Here is a 16492-nt window from a genome sequence, read left to right as displayed (position 1 = left end):
CCGGACATGGTGCAGCAGACGAGCGGACCGCGTGAGGTACGTGCGGCGCGCGGGACGGGGCTGACGGCCCAGGGGTGGCAGCAGGAGGCCGCCCTGCGGATGCTGATGAACAACCTCGACCCCGAGGTGGCCGAGCACCCGTCGAAGCTCGTCGTCTACGGCGGCACCGGCAAGGCGGCCCGCGACTGGCGCTCCTTCGACGCCATGGTGCGGACGCTGGAGGGGCTGAAGCAGGACGAGACCATGCTGGTCCAGTCCGGCCGGCCGGTCGGCGTCATGCAGACCCACGAGTGGGCGCCGCGCGTCCTGATCGCCAACTCCAACCTCGTCGGCGACTGGGCCAACTGGGAGGAGTTCCGCCGGCTGGAGAGCCTCGGGCTCACCATGTACGGCCAGATGACCGCCGGGTCGTGGATCTACATCGGCACCCAGGGCATCCTCCAGGGCACCTACGAGACCTTCGCCGCCGTCGCCAACAAGCGCTTCAACGGCACCCTGGCCGGGACGATCACCCTCACCGCCGGCCTCGGCGGGATGGGCGGCGCCCAGCCGCTGGCCGTCACCATGAACGGTGGCGTGGCGATCTGTATCGACTGCGACCCGTCGCGGATCTCCCGCCGGATCGAGCACCGCTACCTCGACGTCGAGGCCAAGAACCTCGCGCACGCGCTGGAGCTGGCCACCGAGGCCCGCGACAAGAAGCAGCCGCTCTCCATCGGCCTGCTGGGCAACGCCGCCGACCTGTTCCCGCAGCTGCTGGCGATGGACGCGCCGATCGACATCGTCACCGACCAGACCAGCGCCCACGACCCGCTGAGCTACCTGCCGGTCGGCGTCGCCTTCGACGACATGGCGACCTACGCGGCCGAGAAGCCGGCCGAGTTCACCCAGCGCTCGCGCGAGTCGATGGCCAAGCACGTCGAGGCGATGGTCGGCTTCATGGACGCCGGCGCCGAGGTCTTCGACTACGGCAACTCGATCCGCGGCGAGGCCCAGCTGGCCGGCTACGACCGCGCCTTCGCCTTCCCCGGCTTCGTCCCGGCGTACATCCGCCCGCTGTTCTGCGAGGGCAAGGGCCCGTTCCGCTGGGCCGCGCTCTCCGGTGACCCGCAGGACATCGCCAAGACCGACAAGGCCGTGCTCGACCTCTTCCCGGAGAACGAGTCCCTGCACCGCTGGATCAAGATGGCCCAGGAGAAGGTGCACTTCCAGGGCCTCCCGGCGCGGATCTGCTGGCTCGGCTACGGCGAGCGCGACAAGGCCGGCGAGCGCTTCAACGACATGGTCGCCTCCGGCGAGCTGTCCGCGCCGATCGTCATCGGCCGCGACCACCTGGACTGCGGATCCGTCGCCTCCCCGTACCGGGAGACCGAGGCGATGCTGGACGGCTCCGACGCGATCGCCGACTGGCCGCTGCTCAACGCCATGGTCAACGTCGCCTCCGGCGCGTCCTGGGTCTCCATCCACCACGGCGGCGGCGTCGGCATCGGCCGCTCGATCCACGCCGGCCAGGTCACGGTGGCCGACGGCACCCCGCTCGCCGGCGAGAAGATCCGCCGGGTCCTCACCAACGACCCGGGCATGGGCGTCATCCGGCACGTCGACGCCGGCTACGACCGGGCCGACGAGGTCGCCGCCGAGCGCGGTGTGCGCATCCCGATGGGTGAGCTGTGACCGACAGCTTCGAACGGATGTGGGCGGAGCTGCTCCCGGTGGGCCGCTCCGCCTCCTCCGGCGGCTACCGGCGCTTCGCCTGGGACTCCGCCGACGCCGAGTGCCGGGCCTGGTTCGAGGAGCAGGCCCGCTCCCGCGGCCTCGACTACGAACTGGACCGCAACGGCAACCAGTGGGCCTGGCTGGGCGACCCGGCCGCGGGCGGCGCCGTCGTCACCGGCTCGCACCTGGACTCCGTCCCGGACGGCGGCGCCTACGACGGCCCGCTCGGCGTGGTCTCCTCCTTCGCCGCCCTGGACGAGCTGCGCTCGCGCGGCGCCGAACTCCGCAAGCCGCTGGCGATCGTCAACTTCGGTGACGAGGAGGGCGCCCGGTTCGGCGTCGCCTGCATCGGCTCCCGGCTCACCGCGGGAGTCCTCGACAAGGAGGCCGCGTACGAGCTGCGCGACGCCGACGGCGTCCGGCTGCCCGACGCGATGGAGAAGGCCGGCTACGACCCGGCGGCGATCGGCGCCGACGGCGACCGGCTGGCCCGGATCGGCGCGTTCGTCGAACTGCACGTCGAGCAGGGCCGGTACCTCACCGAGGACCGGCCGGTCGGCGTGGCCAGCGCGATCTGGCCGCACGGCCGCTGGCGGTTCGACTTCCATGGCGAGGCCAACCACGCCGGCACCACCCGGATCGAGGACCGCCGCGACCCGATGCTGACCTACGCCAACACCGTGCTCGCCGCGCGGAAGAAGGCGAAGCTCGCGGGCGCCCTGGCCACCTTCGGCAAGGTCGCCGTCGAGCCCAACGGCACCAACGCGATCGCCTCGCTGGTCCGCGGCTGGCTGGACTCCCGCGCCGCCGACGAGGAGACCCTCGCCGCACTGATCGGGGAGATCGAGCGGGCCGCGGCCGAGCGGGCCGAGCGCGACGGCGTCCGGGTCGAGCTGACCCGCGAGTCCTACACCCCGGTGGTGGACTTCGACGGCCCGCTGCGCGACCGCCTGGCCCGGCGCCTCGGCCGGGACGGGGCCCCCGGCGGGGTGCCCGTCCTGCCCACCGGGGCGGGACACGACGCCGGAATCCTGGCATCGGCCGTCCCGACCGCCATGCTGTTCGTACGGAACCCGAGCGGCGTCTCGCACTCCCCGGCGGAGCACGCCGAGACGGCCGACTGCCTGGCCGGAGTGGCCGCCCTCGCCGACGTACTGGAGGACCTGGCATGTCAGTAGGCCGTGCCGGAGACGCGCGAACGACGACTTTCTGGGCGCAGTACGCCTGGCTGCCGCACGCCAACGGTCCGGTGGTCGAGCAGGACGTCCTGATCGCCACCGGCCCGGGCGGCCGGATCACCGCGGTGACGCCGGACAGCGGGCCCTGCCCGCCCGGCGCCGTCCGGCTGGAGGGGCTGCTGCTGCCGGGCCAGGCCAACGCGCACTCGCACGCGTTCCACCGGGCGCTGCGCGGCAACGTCCAGGTCGGCTCCGGCACCTTCTGGACGTGGCGCGACACCATGTACCGGTTCGCCGGCGCCCTCGACCCGGACAGCTACCTGGCGCTCGCCACCGCCGTCTACGCCGAGATGGCGCTCGCCGGGATCACCGCGGTGGGGGAGTTCCACTACCTGCACCACGCGCCCGGCGGCGTCCGGTACGACGACCCCAACGCGATGGGCGAGGCGCTGATCGAGGCCGCCGCCCGGGCCGGCATCCGGATCACGCTGCTGGACACCTGCTACCTCTCCTCCGGCTTCGGTGCCGAGCCCACCAAGCCGCAGCGCCGCTTCAGCGACGGCGACGCCGACGCCTGGGCCGAGCGGGTCGAGGCGCTCAAGCCGCGCGAGCACGCCCGGATCGGCGCCGCGATCCACTCCGTCCGGGCCGTCCCCGCCGACCAGCTCGGCACCGTCGCGCAGTGGACGGCGACGCGCAACGCGCCGCTGCACGTCCACCTCTCCGAGCAGACCGCCGAGAACGACGCCTGCCTCAACGCGCACGGCGTCACCCCGACCCGGCTGCTCGCCGACCACGGCGCCCTCGGCCCGCGCACCTCCGCGGTGCACGCCACCCACCTGACGGAGGAGGACATCAAGCTCCTCACCGACTCCTCCACCACCATCTGCATGTGCCCCACCACCGAACGGGACCTCGCGGACGGCATCGGCCCGGCCCGGCAGCTGGCCTCGGGCGGCTGCGCCGTCACCCTCGGCAGTGACAGCCACGCCGTCCTCGACCCGTTCGAGGAGGCGCGCGCGCTGGAGCTGAACGAGCGGCTGCGCACCCGCACCCGCGGCCACTGGACGGCGAACTCGCTGCTCCGGGCCGGCACCGAGGACGGGCACGCCTCGCTCGGCTGGCCGGAGGCCGGGCGGATCGAGGCCGGCTCCCTGGCCGACTTCACCGTGATCGCCCTGGACTCGGTGCGCACGGCGGGCCCGCCCGCCCGGCTGGGCGCCGAGACCGCGGTGTTCGCGGCCTCCGCCGCGGACGTGCGGCACCTGGTGGTCGGCGGCCGGCACATCGTCCGGGACGGGGTGCACCAGCTGGTGCCGGACGTCCCGGGTGCGCTGCGGTCCTCGATCGCCGCGCTGAGCTGCTGAGCCGCTGTGCCGCTGAGCTGCTGAGCTGCTGAGCAGCCGAGCCGCTGAGCAGCCGGGCCGCCGCGAGTGAGCGAGTACCCGCCGACTCCCGGGGGCGGGGCGAGGGTCGAACCCGCCCCGCCCCCGCCCATTCCCGAAAGGCCTGACGTGAGTACCCCGAAGACCGAGGGCGCCCCGAGCACCCTGATCACCGGCATCGGCAGCCTGGTCACCAACGACCCCGCGCACGGGACGGGGCCGCTCGGCCTGCTGACCGACGCGGCCGTGGTGGTGGACGGCGGCACGATCGCCTGGGTCGGTCCGGCGGCCGAGGCGCCCGCCGCCGACGAGCGGTTCGACGCGGCCGGCCGGGCGCTGCTGCCGGGCTACGTCGACTCGCACGCCCACCTGGTGTTCGCGGGCGACCGCACCGCCGAGTTCAACGCCCGGATGTCCGGCCAGTCGTACACCGCCGGCGGCATCCGGACCACGGTGGCCGCCACCCGGGCCGCGAGCGACGCCGAGCTGGACGCCAACCTGGCCCGCTTCGTCCGCGAGGCGCTGCGCCAGGGCACCACCTCGATCGAGTGCAAGTCCGGCTACGGGCTGACCGTCGTGGACGAGGCCCGCGCGCTGCGGATCGCCTCCTCGTACACCCCGGAGACCACCTACCTGGGCGCCCACGTCGTCGCCCCCGAGTACGCGGACGACCCGGCCGGGTACGTCGACCTGGTCACCGGCGACATGCTGGACGCCTGCGCCCCGTACGCCCGCTGGGTCGACGTGTTCTGCGAGAACGGCGCCTTCGACGGGGACCAGGCGCGGGCGATCCTGACCGCCGGGATCGAGCGGGGCCTCACCCCCCGGGTGCACGCCAACCAGCTCTCCTACGGGCCGGGCGTGCAGCTCGCCGTCGAGCTGGGGGCGGCCTCCGCCGACCACTGCACCCACCTGACCGACGAGGACGTGGCCGCCCTGGCCGGTTCGGCCACGGTGGCCACCCTGCTCCCGGGCGCGGAGTTCTCCACCCGGGCCGCGTACCCGGACGCCCGGCGGCTGCTCGACGCGGGCGCGGTGGTCGCGCTCTCCACCGACTGCAACCCCGGATCCAGCTTCACCAGCTCGATGGCGTTCTGCCTCGCGGTCGCGGTGCGGGAGATGGGGATGACGCCGGACGAGGCGGTCTGGGCGGCCACCGCGGGCGGCGCGCAGGCGCTGCGGCGGACGGACGTCGGCTCCGTCCGGGTGGGGGACCGCGCGGACCTCCAGCTCCTGGAGGCGCCCTCGCACGTCCACCTGGCCTACCGGCCGGGCGTGCCGCTGACGGCGGCGGTCTGGCGCGCCGGCGTCCGGGAGGTCTGAGCACCGCCCGCGCCCCTGCACCCCACCGGTACCCCCTCCCGCACCCCCCGTCGCCCGTCGCCCGTCGCCCGGCGCGACGGGGGGTGCGGGCTTCGGCGCTCAGCCGAGGCCGAGCGAGCGCCGCAGGAAGTCGAGCTGGTGGTGGTGGAGGTTCTCCGCCACCGCCTCGTCGGAGGGCGTGTGGGTGGTGCCGCTGAGCGGCAGCACCTCGTGCGGGCGTCCGGCAGCCAGCAGCGCGGCGGAGAGCCGCAGGGCGTGCACCGGGAACACGTTGTCGTCCGCGAGGCCGTGGACCAGCAGCAGCGGGCGGCGCAGTGCGGGCGCGTCGGCGATCAACGAGCAGGCGTCGTAGCGCTCCGGGTGCTCGTCGGGGTGGCCGAGGAACCGTTCCTGCCAGTGCGTGTCGTACAGCCGCTGGTCGGTGGGGGCGGCCCCGGCCACGGCGGCGTGGAAGACGTCCGGGCGCCGCAGGACGCCGAGCGCGGCGAGGTAGCCGCCGTAGGACCAGCCGCGGATCGCGACCCGGTCGAGGTCCAGCAGCCCGGGCCGCAGGCGGGCGGCCTCGTGCAGGCCGTCGACCTGGTCCGCCAGGGCCGGCGTGGCCTTGTCGCCGAAGACCTCCTTGTCCCAGCGCGGCCCGCGTCCCGGGGTGCCCCGGCCGTCCACGGCCAGGACGGCGAAGCCCTGCTCGGCGAACCACTGCGAGACGAGGGTCCACCAGGCGCCGCCGGTGGTGACCTTCTGCATCGCGGGGCCGCCGTACGGGTCGAGCAGGACGGGCAGCGGGCCGCCCCCGGGGCGGTGGCCGGCGGGCAGGAAGAGCGCGGCGCGCAGATCGCGCGGGCCGAGCCGGAGCAGTTCGGGCCGTGCGGCGAGGACGGGCCGCTGCGCGTACGAGACCACCGGGAGCGGCGGACCGTCCTCGCGCAGGACGGTCGTCCGGCCGGCCGGGGCGCCGTCGAGCCGGGTGGTGAGGACGAGCGTGCCGGCGCGCCGCACACCGGTGTGGAGGCCCGGCCCGTCGCTCAGCCGGCGGGCGCCGGTGGCCGGTTCGTACAGCCAGAGGTGGGTCTCGGTGGGCTCGTCGGTGGCGGTGAACAGCACCTGCTCGCCGTCCGTCCCGAGCACCGCGCGCAGCTGCAGCCCGGCCGGGGTGACGGGCTTGCCGTCGACGGTGAGGTGCCGGGTGTCGCCGTGGTCGGCGGAGTCGACCAGCGCGCCGCCGGCGGTGCGGGCCGGCAGGCCGGGGACCAGCTCGACCCAGTGCTCGTCGGTCTGCTCGGCCAGGGCCCGGGTGCTGCCGTCCGGGGCGATCGCCAGGGTGCGGACGCTGCGCTGGTCGCGGCTCTGCACGGCGGCGTACGGGCCGTGGCCGTCCCAGCCGGCGGCGGTCAGGTACTCGTGGCCGGCCCGGTCCCAGCGGACCTCGGTGCGGCCGCCGGCGCCGGTGGGCCCGGGGGCGGCGTCGAGCAGCCAGAGCGAGACGTCGGCGTTGGCCGTCCCGGCCAGCGGGTAGCGGATCGCCCGCGGCCGCTGCCGGGGCTCGGCCGGGTCGGCGAGGTGGAGGCGGCTCAGCGCCCGGTTGTCGACGCGGGCGGCGAGCACGGCGGTGCCGTCCGGGGACCACCAGTGGCCGCGGGTGCGGTACATCGACTCGGCGGCGACGTGGTCGGCGATCCCGTACGTCACCTCCTCCTGCTCGGGTTCGGCGAGCGCCCGGTCGCCGCCGCCGTCCGCCCCGACCACGCGCAGGGCGCCGTCGCCGACGTAGGCGACCAGGCGGCCGGACGGGTCGAGGCGCGGGTCGTACACCGGGGAGGCGGTCGGGACGGGGCGGACGGTGCCGTCGGTGGTGTCGGCGAGCCAGAGGGCGCCGCCGAGGGTGAAGGCGGCGAGCCGGCCCGGGGCGTCGGTGGTGAAGGCGGTGATGCCGCTGGTCAGGACCCTGGCCCGCTCGCGGCGGATCCGCTCGGCCTCGGGGAGTTCATCGTCGCCCGCACCGAGCGAGGCCGGATCGACCAGCAGCCGCTCCCGGCCGGTGGCGGTGTCGAGGGCCCAGAGGCAGGACAGCGGGTCGTCGCCGGCGCGGCTGCGCAGGAACAGCACCGTCCGGCCGTCGGCCGAGACGGCCGGCTGGGCGGGGGCACCCAGGGTGAAGCGCCTGGTGCGGGCGAGCTGGCGGGGGAGCGAGTCGGTCGGCATCCCGACACCCTCGCACGGCGCGCCGCCGGCCCGTCGGGAAATACCGCCCGGCCGGGAAGGCGGCCGGGAAGCGGCCGGGAAGCGGCCGGGAAGGCGGGTGGGAACGCCACCGGGGCCGGTGCGGATCTCAGGAATCCGCACCGGCCCCGGTGGCCGGTTCTGCCAGGGGCAGGACGTCAGTGCACGTCGCCCATCAGCCGGACGACCTTCTTGCGGTACATCCACAGCGCCACACCGGCGAGTATCGCCAGCACGCCCTGGACCGCGAAGTACCCGGTGGAGCCGACCACCTTGTCGCCGAGGACAAGCTGGGAGATGGCCGCGACGCAGTCACCGGCGGTGACGGCGAGGAACCAGACACCCATCATCTGGCTGGCGTACTTCGTGGGGGCCAGCTTGGTGGTGACGGAGAGGCCGACCGGGGAGAGGGTGAGCTCACCGACGGTCTGGACCAGGTAGACCAGGGCCAGCCAGAGCGGGGTGACCTTGGTGCCGCCCGAGGCGGCCGCCATCGCCAGCATCATGACGAGGAAGGACGCGCCGATCATCAGCAGACCGAAGGCGAACTTCACGGTGGTGCTGGGGTTCTTGGCCCGGCGGGACAGGGCCACCCAGAGCCAGGCGAAGACCGGGGCCAGCGCCATGATGTACAGCGGGTTCAGCGACTGGAACCACGTCGACGGGAAGTTGAAGCCGAACAGCTTCGACGCGGTGTTCTCGTCCGCGAAGATGCTCAGCGTCGAGCCGGACTGGTCGTAGATCATCCAGAAGACGGCGGCGGCGACGAAGAACCAGATGTAGCCGCTCATCCGGGACTGCTCGGTCTCGTCGAGGTCCTTGTCGCGCTTCACCTTGGCGAAGACGAAGACCGGGATCGCGATGCCCGCGATCGACAGCGGCCAGATCGCCCAGTTGATGGTGAAGTGGCCGGTCAGGGCGACGACCGCGTAGAAGACGGCGGCGACGGCCAGCCAGAGGCCGGCCTTCTTGAAGATCACGCTCTTCTCGGCGGGCGAGATCGGCGAGGTCACCACGTCGCTCTTGGCGCTGAGGTGGCGGGTGCCGAGGAGGAACTGGGTCAGGCCGAGCGCCATGCCGATACCGGCCAGGGCGAAGCCGAGGTGCCAGTTCACGCTCTGGCCGACGGTGCCGATGATCAGCGGGGCGGCGAAGGCACCGAGGTTGATGCCCATGTAGAAGATGGTGAAGCCACCGTCCCGGCGCGGGTCGTTCGGCCCGTCGTAGAGGTGCCCGACCATCGTCGAGATGTTGGCCTTGAGGAGACCCGAGCCGACCGCGATGAACGCGAGGCCGACGAAGAACGACACGCTCGCCGGCACGGCCAGCAGGAAGTGGCCGATCATGATGATCGAGCCGCCGACGGCGACGGTCTTGCGCGCGCCGAGGAAGCGGTCCGCGATCCAGCCGCCCGGCAGGGCGAGCAGGTAGACCATGGCCGTGTACACGCTGTACACGGCGGCGGCGACAGCCGCCTTCATGCCGAGCCCGCCCTCCGCGATGGAGGCCGTCATGTAGAGCACCAGCAGGGCACGCATGCCGTAGTAGCTGAAGCGCTCCCACATCTCGCTCATGAAGAGGGTGGCGAGGCCCCGGGGGTGCCCGAGGAAGGTCTTGCCGCTGGGAGAGACCGGCTGAACGCCGGGCTCCAGGGTCGTAGACGCCATGTGTAGTGGTTCCTTGCCTGACAGCGTCCGCCAAGGGGGGTGGCGGCGGACGTGGACCAAACCACTGTACGTGGCGATATTTGGCGGCATCGGCTGACAAAACCCGCCAATTAGGTATGGCGATGGCAAAGTTTGCCGCCGATCTGATCGGCATATCCATGGTAGAGCCGGATATGTTCCTTCAGATGCAAGAGTCGGGAGTGGAATATTCGCCGAACGGGCGGTTGTGATGGGCCCGTTGACCGGTGATCGCGCTCCGTATAACGATCACGCTCTGTGAACTACCTCACAGCGTCGGCGGACATACCCCGGCGGACTACCATCACCACATGACCTGTGTGCTGCTCGCCGAGGACGACCCGGCGATCTCCGAACCGCTCGCCCGGGCCCTGCGACGCGAGGGCTATGAGGTGCTCGTCCGCGAGGACGGTCCGACCGCACTGGCCGCCGGACTCACCGAGGAGGTCGACCTCGTCGTCCTCGACCTCGGCCTGCCCGAGATGGACGGCCTGGAGGTCTGCCGCCGCCTGCGCGCCGACGGCAAGAGCTGCCCCGTGCTGGTGCTCACCGCCCGCGCCGACGAGGTGGACACGGTGGTCGGCCTGGACGCCGGAGCCGACGACTACGTCACCAAGCCCTTCCGTCTCGCCGAACTGCTGGCCCGTGTCCGGGCCCTGCTCCGCCGCGGCAACGTCGACCAGCTCACCACCGGCGCGCACGGGGTGAAGATCGACATCGAGTCGCACCGGGCCTGGCTCGGCGAGGAGGAGCTCACCCTCTCCGCCAAGGAGTTCGAGCTGCTGCGGGTGCTCGTCCGGGACGCCGGCCGGGTGGTGACCCGCGAGGAGATCATGCGCCAGGTCTGGGACACCACCTGGTGGACCTCGACCAAGACCCTCGACATGCACATCTCCTGGCTGCGCAAGAAGCTCGGCGACGACGCGGCCAACCCGCGCTACATCGCCACCGTGCGCGGGGTGGGCTTCCGCTTCGAGAAGAATTAGCCCCCGAAAGGGTCCGCGACCGGACCCGGGGTTCGCACCACCACGGGGAGCAGCAGCTTGAAACGCCGGATGATCAACTCGCTGCTCGGCGTCGTCCTCGTGGTGGTCGTGGTGTTCTGCGTCCCCCTCGCCCTGGTGGAGAAGCGCACCATCGTCAACGCGGCCCAGGACCGGGTGGACGCCGCCGCCGTCCGGGTCCTGGCCCTGGTGGAGAACCGGCTCGCCGCGGGCGAGCCGGTCACCGGCGACAAGTTCGCCAACCAGGTCACCGACGGCCAGTACGTCGAGGTGGACATCCCCGGCAAGGAGCCCGTCTCCAGCGGCGCGCGGCCCGCCGGGAACCACCTGCTGAAGGCCGTCGAACAGGGCGCCAGCGGCGAGACCGTCACCGTCGAGCAGTCCCGGGCGGCCGTCGACCGCGAGATCGCCAACATGCTGCTGCTGCTCGGCGTGGTCGCCCTGCTCGCCGTCCAGGCCGCCGTCGCCCTCGCCGTCTGGCAGGCCAAACGGCTCGCCCGCCCGCTCACCGACCTCGCCGAGACCGCCGAACGGCTCGGCTCCGGCGACCCCCGGCCGCGCGACCGCCGCTACGGGGTGCCCGAACTGGACCGGGTCGCCGAGGTGCTGGACGTCAGCGCCGAACGGATCGCCCGGATGCTCACCGCCGAGCGGCGGCTCGCCGCCGACGCCTCCCACCAGCTGCGCACGCCGCTCACCGCGCTGTCCATGCGGCTGGAGGAGATCACCGCACTCGCCGAGGAGCCGGACACCGTCAAGGAGGAGGCGACCATCGCCCTCCAGCAGGTCGAACGACTCACCGACGTCGTCCAGCGACTGCTGACCACGCAGCGTGACCCCCGCAGCCCCACCGCCGTCGCCTTCGACCTCGACGAGGTCGTCAAGCAGCAGGTGGAGGAGTGGGGCCCGTCGCTGCGCGGCACCGGCCGGGTGCTCCAGGTGGAGGGCCTGCGCGGGGTCACCGCGGTCGGCACCCCGGGCACGGTCGCCCAGGTGCTGGCCACCCTGATCGAGAACTCGCTGATGCACGGCGCCGGGACGATCACCCTGCGGGTGCGGCCGTCCGGGACGTCGGTGGTCGCCGAGGTGCAGGACCAGGGCGCCGGGGTGCCGCCGGAACTGGGCAACCGGGTCTTCGAGCGCGCGGTCAGCGGCCGCAACTCGACCGGCATCGGCCTGGCCGTCGCCCGCGACCTCGCGGAGGCGGACGGCGGGCGGCTGGAGCTGCTCTCACTGAAGCCGGCGGTGTTCGCGCTCTTCCTGGGACGAAGTCACAGGGACGACTAGCGCAGCCTGGGACGAAGTCACAGGGACGACTAGCGCAGCCTGGGACGAAGTCACAGGGACGACTGGCGCAGCCCCGGTGCGGGTGGCAGTTGTCGGGGGCCGGCCGTCAGGAGCCGGGCATCATGCCGAGCTGGCGCATCAGGCCCATGACGTCCCACTGCCACCAGCCTTCCTTGATCATGCCGTCCGCGAAGCGGAAGGTCGTCGTCCCGCGTCCGACGACCGACTTGCCGGTGGACGGCATGCCCATGAAGTCGGCCTTCTGCGTGGCGTGCCACGTCCACCGGGTGGCGACCTCGTCGCCCTCGGCGATCTGGCTCTCGATCTCGAAGGTGAAGTCGAAGGCGCCCACGTAGCCGCCGCAGCGCTCCTTGAACGCCGCCGTGCCCATCGCGTCGCCCTCGCTCGCGAAGTCGTGGTCGCAGTAGTCGGCGGCCATCAGTTCGTCGATCACATCGAGGTTGCCCCGGGAGACCTCGCCGAGCAGGCGGGTGGCGGTGGCCTTGTTGAACTGCGCGTCCCGCACCACGTCCAGGTCGGTGAAGGTCGGCGGCTCCTCGCAGAGCGCCACCATCTCCCGGAAGATCCGGTCGGTCTCGGGCAGGTGGGAGTTCTGCATGGCCTCCTCGTACGAGGCGAACTCCACGATCTCCACGACGTGCTTGCTGTCGGCGCGGTTGGTGGTGACCATCGCGTGGCCGGCCGTCCGCCGGCCCCTGGTCTGTTCGGCCCAGGTGTCCATGAGCCGGTTGAGGTCGTCCAACCGGTCGGTCTTGCACTCGATGATCTGGACGAACGTCATGGCGAGCCTCCTGAGGACCCCCCGGTGCCTCGATCGTCCGCCGTCCGTGCTCGCCCTCGGTAACCACTGTCCTCTCGCGGACCGGGGCACGGCAAGCGGGGCCGCTACTCGGCCTTGGCGTACCGGATCTCCTGGGCGGCCAGCAGCAGCTCGGCCTGGGTGACCAGGGCGGCCTCGGGCTCCGACCCGGCCTCCGCCGGGGTCGCCGGCTGCGGTTCGGCCGCCGGCTGCGAATCGGCCCCGACCGTCGGCTCGGGGAGCGCGGTGAAGACCCACGTCCGGTACGAGACGAAGCGGAACACCGTGGCCACCGCGAGGCCGGCCACCTTGGCGGCGAGCTGCTCGAAGTGCGAGTCCAGGCCCAGGACGTAGACCGAGAAGCCCAGCACCCCGGTCTCGATCAGCATGCCGGCGCCGCTGAACAGCAGGAAGAGGGTGATCTCGCGCTTGCGGGAGGCGGCGTCGCGGTCCCGGTAGAGCCAGTACCGGTAGCCGAGGTAGTTGGTGGTGATGGCGATCAGGGTCGCGGCGATGTTGGAGCGCAGCGAGGCCAGGTGGAAGCCGTTGAGGCAGATCCAGAAGACCGCGAAGTTGACCACCACGCCGCTGAGGCCGACGACGGCGAACTTCACCACTTCGCCCGACATCCCGCGCAGTCTCTGCGCCAGCGAGGGGTTCGACGCTGCGGTCGTCGCCATACCGGGCTGCCTCCATGTACCTGCGGACGAGGGGGCCCGGAGCGGGATGCTCGGTCGGCCCTTGAGCCCTGCGTGCACGCACATGATCTGACCACGCGTACCAGGACCTAGCGGTCCAGGCTACCCGGTTCCGCCGATCGGCTCAGCCCCGCGGACCTCGTCCCCCCTGGGACGCCGTCCGGGGCGGAGCGGTTCCACGGCCCCCCACCGGCCCGGATATCCTGGCGGGGTGACTTCCCCGGGCAATGCGAATTTTCCAGTGGTGGGCATGATCGGCGGCGGGCAGTTGGCCCGCATGGCACACCAGGCGGGCATCCCGCTCGGGGTCAGGTTCAAACTCCTCGCCGACACGCCCCAGGACTCCGCCGCACAGGTGGTGTCCGACGTCGTCCTCGGTGACTACCGCGACCTCGACACGCTGCGCCGCTTCGCGGCCGGCTGCGACGTGATCACCTTCGACCACGAGCACGTGCCCACCGAGCACCTGCGGGCCCTCCAGGCCGACGGCGTGGCCGTCCGGCCCGGCCCGGACGCGCTCGTCAACGCCCAGGACAAGGGCGTGATGCGGGCGAAGCTCGACTCCATCGGCGTGCCGTGCCCCCGGCACCGGATCGTCGCCGACCCGGCCGACGTGACCGCCTTCGCGAACGAGGGCGACGGCTACCCGGTGGTGCTGAAGACCGTCCGCGGCGGCTACGACGGCAAGGGCGTCTGGGTCGTCGGCGACGAGCAGCAGGCGCAGGCGCCGTTCCTGGCCGGCGTCCCCGTACTGGCCGAGGAGAAGGTCGACTTCGTCCGCGAGCTGGCCGCCAACGTGGTGCGCTCGCCCAGCGGCCAGGCCGTCGCCTACCCGGTGGTCGAGAGCCTCCAGGAGAACGGCGTCTGCGCCGAGGTCACCGCCCCGGCGCCGGACCTCGACCCGGCCCTGTCCGACGAGGCCCAGCAGCTGGCCCTGCGGATCGCCGGCGAGCTGGACATCACCGGCCACCTCGCGGTCGAGCTGTTCCAGACCCGGGACGGCCGGATCCTGGTCAACGAGCTGGCCATGCGGCCGCACAACTCCGGGCACTGGAGCCAGGACGGCGCCGTCACCTCGCAGTTCGAGAACCACCTGCGGGCCGTGCTGGACCTGCCGCTCGGCGACCCCCGGCCGCGTGCCCGGTGGACCGTCATGGTGAACGTCCTCGGCGGCGACTACCCGGACATGTACCACGCCTTCCTGCACTGCATGGCCCGTGACCCGGGCCTGAAGATCCACATGTACGGGAAGGACGTGAAGCCCGGCCGCAAGGTCGGTCACGTCAACGTCTTCGGGGACGACCTCGACGACGTCCGCGAGCGCGCCCGCCACGCGGCCGCCTACCTGCGAGGAACGATCACCGAATGACCTCCTCTTCCCACGGCCCGCTCGTCGGCATCGTGATGGGTTCGGACTCCGACTGGCCGGTCATGGAGGCCGCGGCCCAGGCCCTGGACGAGTTCGAGATCCCCTACGAGGTGGACGTCGTCTCCGCGCACCGGATGCCGCGCGAGATGGTCGCCTACGGCGAGAGCGCCCACACGCGCGGCCTGAAGGCGATCATCGCGGGCGCTGGCGGTGCGGCCCACCTGCCGGGCATGCTCGCCTCGGTCACCCCGCTGCCGGTCATCGGCGTGCCGGTGCCGCTGCGCTACCTGGACGGCATGGACAGCCTGCTGTCGATCGTCCAGATGCCGGCCGGTGTGCCGGTGGCCACCGTCTCGGTGGCGGGTGCCCGGAACGCGGGCCTGCTGGCGGTGCGGATGCTGGCCGCGTTCGACCCGGAGCTCACCGAGCGGATGACCGACTTCCAGGCCGAGCTGAACAGCCAGGCCACCGAGAAGGGCAAGAAGCTTCGGGCCAAGGTGGCGGGTTCCTCCTCCTTCGGCTTCGGAAAGTAGTCCTGTCGGATACAACAGCTCGTATGACCTCTGAGCTGCTGGATCCCTCCGCCACCCCCGCCGGCCTGCTGGAGCGCGCCCGGGCCGTCCTGCGCGACGCCCCCGTCGTGGACGGGCACAACGACCTCCCCTGGGCGATGCGCGAGCAGGCCGGCTACGACCTCGACGCGCTCGACCTGGCCGCCGACCAGCGCGACCGCCTGCACACCGACCTCGCCCGCCTCGCCGCGGGCGGGGTCGGCGCGCAGTTCTGGTCCGTCTACGTCCCCACGCGGCTGGCCGGCGACCACGCGGTGAGCGCCACCCTGGAGCAGATCGACTTCGTCCGGGCCCTGACCGGGCGGTTCCCCGACCGGCTCCGCCTCGCCACCACCGCCGAGGACATGGAGGCCGCCCGCGCCGAGGGCCGGATCGCCTCCCTGATGGGCGCCGAGGGCGGACACTCCATCGACTGCTCGCTGGCCACCCTGCGCGCCCTGTACGAGCTCGGCGTCCGATACATGACGCTCACGCACAACGACAACACCCCGTGGGCCGACTCCGCCACCGACAAGCCCGCGGCCGGCGGCCTGACCCGGTTCGGCGAGGAGGTCGTCCGGGAGATGAACCGGCTCGGCATGCTGGTCGACCTCTCGCACGTCTCCGCCGACACCATGCGGGACGCCCTGCGGGTCAGCGAGGCGCCGGTGCTGTTCTCGCACTCCTCCGCGCGCGCCGTCTGCGACCACCCGCGCAACGTCCCGGACGACGTGCTCGCCCGGCTGGCGGCCAACGGCGGGGTGGCGATGGCCACCTTCGTGCCCAAGTTCATCCTGCCCGCGGCCATCGAGTGGACGGCCGCCGCCGACGAGAACATGCGCGCCCACGGCTTCGACCACCTCGACACCACCCCGGCCGCGATGGCCTGCCAGCGGGCCTTCGAGGAGTCCTCCCCGCGCCCGGTCGCCACCCCGGCGACCGTCGCCGACCACCTCGACCACATGCGCGAGGTGGCCGGCATCGACCACATCGGGATCGGCGGCGACTTCGACGGCACCGCCTTCCTCCCGGCCGGGCTGGACGACGTGGCCGGCTACCCCAACCTGATCGCCGAACTGCTCCACCGCGGCTGGTCGGAGGCCGACCTCTCCAAGCTGACCTGGCACAACGCCGTCCGCGTCCTGCGCGACGCGGAGGCCGTCGCCCGCGACCTCCGGGCCACCCGCCGCCCGTCCATCGCCACCCTGGCCGGGCTGGACGGCTGAGCCCGTCCGTTCACGCCGCCGGGGCGGGCC

At 72.8% G+C, this 16492-nt stretch carries 13 protein-coding genes; 9 read left to right on the top strand and 4 right to left on the bottom strand.

Translation table 11 applies throughout. The features are described 5' to 3' along the window. The first annotated feature begins 6 nt into the window (after nt 1-6). From hutU to hutI, 4 genes are all read left to right on the top strand, one after another. A complete protein-coding gene (gene hutU / locus OH807_RS16320; RefSeq protein ID WP_406199179.1) occupies nt 7-1674 on the top strand; it encodes a urocanate hydratase in 1668 nt (555 codons plus the stop codon). A 17-nt stretch (nt 1675-1691) separates the two neighbouring features. After that, nucleotides 1692-2894: an allantoate amidohydrolase gene (locus tag OH807_RS16315; RefSeq protein ID WP_406211015.1), complete on the top strand. Its 1203-nt coding sequence runs from the start codon at nt 1692-1694 to the stop codon at nt 2892-2894. Further along, entirely contained in the window at nt 2885-4261 is a 1377-nt protein-coding gene (locus tag OH807_RS16310; protein WP_406199177.1) for a formimidoylglutamate deiminase, read from the top strand. The genes OH807_RS16315 and OH807_RS16310 overlap by 10 nt, the downstream gene beginning before the upstream one ends. A gap of 147 nt (nt 4262-4408) precedes the next feature. Beyond that, entirely contained in the window at nt 4409-5602 is a 1194-nt protein-coding gene (hutI, locus tag OH807_RS16305; RefSeq protein WP_406199174.1) for an imidazolonepropionase, read from the top strand. 99 nt (nt 5603-5701) lie between these two features. Here the strand turns inward: hutI and OH807_RS16300 are convergent, their stop codons facing one another. Continuing rightward, a complete protein-coding gene (locus OH807_RS16300) occupies nt 5702-7804 on the bottom strand; it encodes a prolyl oligopeptidase family serine peptidase (protein ID WP_406199171.1) in 2103 nt (700 codons plus the stop codon). A gap of 176 nt (nt 7805-7980) precedes the next feature. Further along, nucleotides 7981-9489 carry a peptide MFS transporter gene (locus OH807_RS16295; protein ID WP_406199169.1) on the bottom strand — a complete coding sequence of 503 codons (1509 nt, stop codon included), beginning with the start codon at nt 9487-9489 and terminating at the stop codon, nt 7981-7983. 329 nt (nt 9490-9818) lie between these two features. Between OH807_RS16295 and OH807_RS16290 the strand changes: the two genes are divergently transcribed. Next, complete coding sequence (locus OH807_RS16290) at nt 9819-10493, top strand: response regulator transcription factor (protein ID WP_030290974.1); 675 nt, start codon at nt 9819-9821, stop codon at nt 10491-10493. A 57-nt stretch (nt 10494-10550) separates the two neighbouring features. Next, on the top strand, nt 10551-11798 hold the full coding sequence (locus OH807_RS16285; protein WP_406199166.1) for an ATP-binding protein: 1248 nt from the start codon (nt 10551-10553) through the stop codon (nt 11796-11798). A 106-nt stretch (nt 11799-11904) separates the two neighbouring features. Here OH807_RS16285 and OH807_RS16280 read toward each other — a convergent pair whose 3' ends face one another. After that, nucleotides 11905-12600 (bottom strand): ester cyclase, encoded by a 696-nt coding sequence (locus OH807_RS16280; RefSeq protein ID WP_406199164.1) that lies wholly within the window; start codon nt 12598-12600, stop codon nt 11905-11907. A 104-nt stretch (nt 12601-12704) separates the two neighbouring features. Further along, on the bottom strand, nt 12705-13298 hold the full coding sequence (locus tag OH807_RS16275; RefSeq protein ID WP_406199162.1) for a GtrA family protein: 594 nt from the start codon (nt 13296-13298) through the stop codon (nt 12705-12707). Between the two features lie 268 nt (nt 13299-13566). Here OH807_RS16275 and OH807_RS16270 point away from each other — a divergent pair, with 268 nt between their 5' ends. The 3 genes from OH807_RS16270 to OH807_RS16260 are packed head-to-tail and all read left to right on the top strand — an operon-like array spanning nt 13567 to nt 16462. Then, nucleotides 13567-14685: a 5-(carboxyamino)imidazole ribonucleotide synthase gene (locus OH807_RS16270; RefSeq protein WP_406211013.1), complete on the top strand. Its 1119-nt coding sequence runs from the start codon at nt 13567-13569 to the stop codon at nt 14683-14685. After that, the gene (purE, locus tag OH807_RS16265) at nt 14682-15218 is read left to right on the top strand and encodes a 5-(carboxyamino)imidazole ribonucleotide mutase (RefSeq protein ID WP_406199159.1); all 537 of its coding nucleotides are present in this window, start codon (nt 14682-14684) and stop codon (nt 15216-15218) included. Before OH807_RS16270 ends, purE begins: the two co-directional genes overlap by 4 nt. A 23-nt stretch (nt 15219-15241) precedes the next feature. Next, nucleotides 15242-16462 (top strand): dipeptidase, encoded by a 1221-nt coding sequence (locus OH807_RS16260; protein WP_406199157.1) that lies wholly within the window; start codon nt 15242-15244, stop codon nt 16460-16462. Nucleotides 16463-16492 lie beyond the last annotated feature (30 nt).

The sequence above is a fragment of the Kitasatospora sp. NBC_01560 genome (assembly GCF_045208415.1).
In the GTDB taxonomy this organism is placed as follows: Bacteria; Actinomycetota; Actinomycetes; order Streptomycetales; family Streptomycetaceae; genus Kitasatospora.
The sequence above is the reverse complement of the archived record's forward strand: the minus strand, read 5'-3'. Positions and strand labels throughout refer to the sequence as shown.